The sequence below is a fragment of the Lysinibacillus sp. GW821-FHT14F06 genome, assembly GCF_058803665.1.
On record NZ_JBXAPF010000011.1, the window covers coordinates 21,738 to 28,221 of the forward strand.

Sequence of the window (6,484 nt, forward strand, 5' to 3'; positions counted from 1 at the left end):
GTGATGACCTTATGAACACTACTTTAAAAAAGAGAATTATACTATTACTAGTTTTGACTGGAATCTTTTTGCTCATATTAATTATTCGTCTTGCCTTTCTGATGCTGTAAAAAATCAATAAGCTGTCTTGAAAGTCTTTGGTATAGACTTAAAAGACAGCTTTTCTAATATTTCAGCGGGTATATGGACACCCACTGAAAAGTAGCTTAAATTCGCATTCATCTCACCATCTATAGAGGTGGGATATTTCTGTATCTGCCGCTGCCGCTATGCTTTCGATACAAAAAACATTTGCTGAAAGAAGTTAAATTTTATGAATATTCTCTATGACCACTTCCATTATTTTCGTCAGATCTTCTTGAGCAATATTCAGAGGTGGGGATAACGTTAAAACGTTATTAAATCCTGCAACAGTAGCTCCATTTTTACCTATAATAACCCCCTGCTCTTTACATGCTGCTATTACTGCATTTACTTTCCCCACTGGTAACGGTTCCTTAGATGCTTTATCTGTAACTAATTCGATTCCAATTAATAAACCTTTTCCTCGAATATCCCCAACTTTCGGGTGATGATTTAATGCCTGTTGTAGTGCTTGGAGGGTTGTAGCCCCGACCTTACTAGATCTCTCAAACAACTTTTCTCGCTGAAGAATTTCAATATTCTTTAGTGCTACGGCACAGGCTACAGGAGAACCGCCAAATGTATTGACGTGGCGGAAATAATCATATGCCTCAGAGCCAGTAAATGCCTCATAAATTTCTCGTTTTACAGCTGTTGCTGATAAGGGTAAATAAGCACTTGTAATTCCTTTTGCCATTGTAATGATATCTGGTTTTACATCATAGTTCATAAATCCAAACGGCATACCTGTTCGGCCAAAACCACAGATTACTTCATCTACAATCATTAAAGCTCCATGCTTTTTACAAACTTCCGAAATGCCCTTTAAATAATTTTCTGGAGGCATGATAACCCCGCCCCCTGTAATAATTGGCTCTAAAATCATAGCAGCAATTGTATCACTAAGCTCCCATGTCATCGTTTTATCAACAGCCCTAACGCTTGCTAAATCTGTAGGAGCAATAGTGTCGCATTCATATTCACGATATTGATCTGGAGGGGCTACATGTACAAATCCAGGAGATAATGGCTCATATTTATATTTTCGCTCCGCCTGCCCAGTAGCAGCTAATGCGCCAAAGGAATTCCCATGATAGGCACGATAGCGAGAAATAATTTTATAACGTGAGCTTTGGCCTTTTTGCTGATGATACTGGCGTGCAATTTTAAAAGCAGTTTCATTTGCCTCTGAGCCACTGTTGGAGAAGAAGATGACATAATCTCCGCCCAGTAATTCATTAATCTTTTCAGCTAGCTCCACTGCTGGTAAATGCCCTTGCGATAAAGGTGCATACGGATTTTTCATCATTTGCTCATGTGCGGCATCTGCTAATTCCTTTCGCCCGTAACCAACATTCACACACCAAAGCCCTGCCATTGCGTCAATATATTCAACTCCATCTGTATCTGTAATTCTTGCACCGTCAGATTTTTCCACTACATAAGTAGCCTGCGGGTTATAGGGCTTCATTGAATGCCAAACATATTGTTCATCCTTTTTTAAAACATCACTTTTAAGATTTATCTCAGCCATATTAAAACACCCCTTATATGATTGTGACTTACTTAACTCTTCACATCGTTATTACTAGGAAACGCAAAGGAACTTACTGTATCTTCAGTTTCGTCTGGCCAGCGTTCAGAAATTGTTTTTGCCTTAGTAAAGAAGCGTGCTTGGTCAGGTCCAAACATATGCCCTTCACCAAACTTAGAGCGCTTCCATCCACCAAAATTGTGGTAACCTACTGGAATTGGAATTGGCACATTAACCCCTACCATCCCTACTTCGATTTCTTCTTGGAATTTACGGGCTGCTGCTCCACTATTCGTAAACATTGTGACGCCATTCCCTAATTCATGGTTATTAATTACATCAATTGCTTCCTGTAGCGTTAGAACACCTACAACAATACGTGCAGGACCAAAAACCTCTTCCTTAAAGATTGTCATATCTGGAGTTACATTATTTAGCAAAGTCGGACCAAGATAAAAGCCTTTAGATGTTTCGCATATTTTTGGATTTCGGCCATCTATTACTAGATTCGCACCTTCATCAATGGCCCCATCAATATAACGAATAATGACATCTTTTGATTGCTGTGTGATTACTGGACCAAAATCCACCTCATGATCTGTATAAGGCCCTATTTTCAATTGTGCAATTTTTTCTTTTAATATGTCTGTAAAACGTTGTTCTGTATCTTTTCCTACAACAAGTGCGCCTGAAATAGCCATACAACGCTGAGAAGCTGCTCCATAGGCTGCCCCCAAAAATGCATTCGCCGTTTGTTCTAGGTTGGCATCTGGCATAACAATCATAAAGTTCTTCCCGCCGCCAAAGGCAGCTACACGTTTATTATGCTTTGTACCAGTTTGGTAAATATATTCAGCAACAGGTGTTGAGCCAACAAAAGAAATTGCCTGTATCTCCTTATTTTCAAGAAGTTCATTTACTGCTTCCTTATCGCCATTTACAACTGTCCAAATCCCATCTGGAAGTCCGGCCTCTTTCCACAGCTTGCTTATAAACAGTGCTGAAATTGGCACACGCTCTGATGGTTTTAAAATAACAGCATTCCCTACTGCAACAGCCATACTTGAAATGGCAAGCGGAACCATAACAGGGAAATTAAACGGAGCAATTGTTGCAACAACCCCAAGTGGGCTCTTTGCGGAAAATGCATTAATATTACCGCCTACATTGACAGAGTATTCACCCTTAAGCATTTGCGGAGCACTAATCGCCATATCCACAGACTCAATACCACGTACAATTTCTCCCTTTGCATCCTCTCCTGTTTTTCCACTTTCCTCACAGATCAAGGCAATCAATTCATCCTGTTTTTCAATCAATAATTGACGAAAGCGATGTAAAACCTCTACTCGTTTACCAATCGCTGTTTTCTTCCATTCAGGGAATGCTGCCTTTGCTAGTTGAATTGCTTTCTTGACCTCTTCTTTAGACGCTAAAGGAACCTGTGCAATGACTTCTCCTGTCGAAGGATTATAAACTTTTGAAAATCGTCCACTTGTGCCAGCTACTTCTACCCCATTTATAAAGTGTGTTAGCGTTTTCATTTTTTGCTGAACTGTCATCTTTTCACCACTCCTTATTATTGTTGTTCAAAATCTAACTCTTCCTCTTGGAAAATTGCCTCATGTTCAGAATTAGAGACCTTTTTCTTTTGAGTGACCATATAGAATATCATGACGATTGCCACTATAATACATGTAAATAATATTTGTGAACGCATGGAGTCAATAAAGAACATAGAGACTAGCAATGCGGTTGTAGCCAATATAGTGAAATACGTTAAATATGGGAATAACCACATTTTCACTTTTAAAAGTTCGGGACTTTCCTGTTCAATTTTTCTTCGCATTTTTAATTGTGAAAAGGAAATAATTAAATAAAGAATTAATGTAATTGCACTACATGAGCTAAGTAAAAACATAAAGACTTTATCCGGAGAAACATAGTTCATAATTACGGCAATATAAGAGAAGAATGTCGCTGCTAGGATAGCATTCACTGGTGCACCTTTTTTATTTAATTTCAAAAAGGCTTTTGGGGCCTCCCCCTTCTCTGCTAAAGAAAATACCATTCGTGATGTCGCATAAAGTGCGGAATTCAAGCATGATAACACAGCCGTTAAGACCACAAAATTCATAATTTGCGCTGCTGCAGGAATACCGATATGATCTAACACTGCAACATATGGGCTTGTAAGAATATCTGAAGAATGCCATGGCAATAATGTGACTACAACTGTAATTGATCCAACATAGAAGATTAAAATTCGCCATGTGATAGAATTTGTAGCCTTCGTTACTGCTGCTAACGGTTCATCGGATTCCCCTGCCGCAATCGCAACAATTTCTGTCCCCATAAAGGAAAAGATAACAATAACGACACCCATTAAGACTGCTCCAAAACCATTTGGTAAAAAGCCACCCTGCCCAATTAAATTAGCTGTTCCAATGGCATTAAAATTTGGTGCAATGCCAAATATAATAAATGCACCAAGTCCTAAGAAAACTACAATACTTACAACCTTAATAAGAGAGAACCAATATTCAAATTCGCCAAAAGCTTTTACGGAAAGTACATTTGTTAAAGTTAGCGCTACTGTCAGCAAAAGACTAAGTAGCCATAAAGGAATACCATCATACCAATATTGAATAATCGCGGCCGCCGCCGTTGCTTCTAATGCAATGGCTATGACCCAGAAAAACCAATATAACCAACCAATCATAAAACCAGCCCATGGTCCAATTGATTCATGTGCATAATGCGCAAAAGAACCACTTGTTGGATTAATTGCTGCCATTTCCCCAAGCATTCGCATGACAAGAATGACGATGATACCAGCAAAAATATAAGATAGTATGGCTCCAGGGCCAGCTAAGTTAATGACCGAGCCACTTCCCATAAATAGGCCTGCCCCAATAACTCCTGCAATTGCAATCATTGTCATATGCCTTCTCTTTAACCCTCTCTGTAAATGCGTTTGTTGCTCCATATCTGTCACCTCTTTTTTTAGATTGGATTATCGCTTAACAAAATCTTACATGTTCCACACTTTGGAGGTAATAGACAAACTGTAAAATTCTATACTTTTGTTTTAAACATAATGTAAAATAGACTAAATATTCTTAAAATATAATTTTTATGTTTAATGGAGAAAAAATAGCACAGTAGTGAGAGAAAACGAAAGGAGGATATTGATGAATCAATTTAAATTAAAGGTGAAGGATGTATTAGAGAATAAGAATTTTAAAAGTGCCGAGGTAGTGGCTGGAGAGGATGGGTTATCACGAATTGTCAAATGGGCGCATGTCATCGAAATTGTTCAAATAGATAATTTTTTAGCTGGTGATGAATTGGTCTTGACAACAGGCATAAGCCTGCAACATAGCATAGAGGATTTCATCTTTTTTGTAGAGTCATTGATTCACAAAAATTGTGCTGCATTATGTATTGAGTATGGTGATTATCTACAAACCATTCCAGGAGTAATTGTGTCCCTTGCCAACCGTTATAGCTTCCCTATTATTGTATTTCATGAAACTGTTCCCTTCGTTCGCATTACCCAGGATTTACATAGCCAAATATTAAACCAACAATATTTAATGATTTCCACGTTGGAATCCTACTCTCAAACATTAAATAAAAATGCCCTACTAGGACAAACCACAGAGGACATTTTGAAAAATATGTATAATGAGTTAAAAACACAAATTGTATTTTCTATTAAAAGCAGAGAGCCTATCTTTTTCCCAAACGCAGTGCCTAAAAAACGTCAGCAATTACTAGCAATAAAGGAAATAGCACCCGAATTTAAACATGAGCCTATCTTTATTTTTGATCAGCATTATGCTGATTTGACTCTGTATAGAGCTGATGGTCAATTTTCAGAATTCGAACTACTCATTTTAGATCGTACAGCTACAGCGTTAGCACAACTTCTAATGCGAGAGTTTTATATAGAGGAGAAAAAGAATATGGAGGATGCCACTATTCTAGTGGATTGGATAGATCAAAAATTATCAAAGGAGGAAATTTACAAATTTATTGTCACTCATCATTCTAACTACAAAATATCTAGTGGTGCTGTCTTTATTTTAGCATCCCCACATACATTTCCTAAAGTGCAAGAGGATATTGTCTATAGTAAGTTATATTACCGAAATCTCTTTGAACAACATGGATTTATTCCCTTTTTATTTGAGAGAAAGAGCTATATTGTTTTTATTCTTCTTCATACCAAAGATAGTAAATCGAGTCGTGAATTCTTGAATTCATTATGCTCTTCACTTCAGAGGGCAGAGTTTTACAAAAAACAAATATCTCAAGGTTATCAAGTAGCCATTGGAAAAGTAGTTTCGGATGTTGTAGAAATTCCCAAAAGCTATCAAACCGCACTTGAGACATTATATATTTGCAGTAAAGTGCAAACAACTTCTTATTTTTATGATGATTTACATTTATATCACCTTATCTACAAGCTCCAGATGCAGGTGAATTTACAGGAAGTGATTCAAGATTATTTACAGCCTGTTATTGAATACGATCAAAAATATAATAGTAAGTTACTAGAAACGTTGCAGGTCTATTTACAAACGAATGGCTCCAAGCAGCAGACAGCCAATCAATTGTTTATTGTACGGCAGACACTCTATCATCGCTTAAAAAAACTAGAGAGTCTGTTAGGTGAAAATTTTATGAAGGGCCATAATCGCATTACACTTGAATTTATGCTACTTGCAAATTCTTTGATTGAGGATAAAAACTAAATGCCCCTAGTTTTAGAGTATAATCTGGATGTGGGTTCTGGAGGTTTGCCCGGGGCTCCTGCCT

4 protein-coding genes are annotated in these 6,484 nt (G+C 37.5%); 1 reads left to right on the forward strand and 3 read right to left on the reverse strand.

The features are described from left to right. Positions 1 to 304: 304 nt before the first annotated feature. From AC1RNS_RS11870 to AC1RNS_RS11880, 3 genes are read right to left on the reverse strand one after another with little or no spacing between them, the layout of a single operon-like run. On the reverse strand, positions 305 to 1,657 hold the full coding sequence (locus AC1RNS_RS11870; RefSeq protein WP_492992848.1) for an aspartate aminotransferase family protein: 1,353 nt from the start codon (positions 1,655 to 1,657) through the stop codon (positions 305 to 307). A 32-nt stretch (positions 1,658 to 1,689) separates the two neighbouring features. After that, positions 1,690 to 3,219, reverse strand: a complete 1,530-nt coding sequence (locus AC1RNS_RS11875; protein WP_492992850.1) for a CoA-acylating methylmalonate-semialdehyde dehydrogenase — start codon at positions 3,217 to 3,219, stop codon at positions 1,690 to 1,692. Between the two features lie 17 nt (positions 3,220 to 3,236). After that, entirely contained in the window at positions 3,237 to 4,646 is a 1,410-nt protein-coding gene (locus AC1RNS_RS11880; protein ID WP_492992851.1) for an amino acid permease, read from the reverse strand. A 205-nt stretch (positions 4,647 to 4,851) separates the two neighbouring features. On the opposite strand from AC1RNS_RS11880, the gene AC1RNS_RS11885 reads away from it, so the two are divergent. Beyond that, a complete protein-coding gene (locus tag AC1RNS_RS11885) occupies positions 4,852 to 6,420 on the forward strand; it encodes a PucR family transcriptional regulator (protein WP_492992853.1) in 1,569 nt (522 codons plus the stop codon). The last annotated feature ends 64 nt before the right edge of the window (positions 6,421 to 6,484 follow it).

Excerpts from the sequence above, each read along its gene's own strand:
- AC1RNS_RS11870 (WP_492992848.1), bottom strand. The coding sequence starts at position 1,657 with ATGGCTGAGATAAATCTTAAAAGTGATGTTTTAAAAAAGGATGAACAA.
- AC1RNS_RS11875 (WP_492992850.1), bottom strand. The coding sequence starts at position 3,219 with ATGACAGTTCAGCAAAAAATGAAAACGCTAACACACTTTATAAATGGG.
- AC1RNS_RS11880 (WP_492992851.1), bottom strand. The coding sequence starts at position 4,646 with ATGGAGCAACAAACGCATTTACAGAGAGGGTTAAAGAGAAGGCATATG.
- AC1RNS_RS11885 (WP_492992853.1), top strand. The coding sequence starts at position 4,852 with ATGAATCAATTTAAATTAAAGGTGAAGGATGTATTAGAGAATAAGAAT.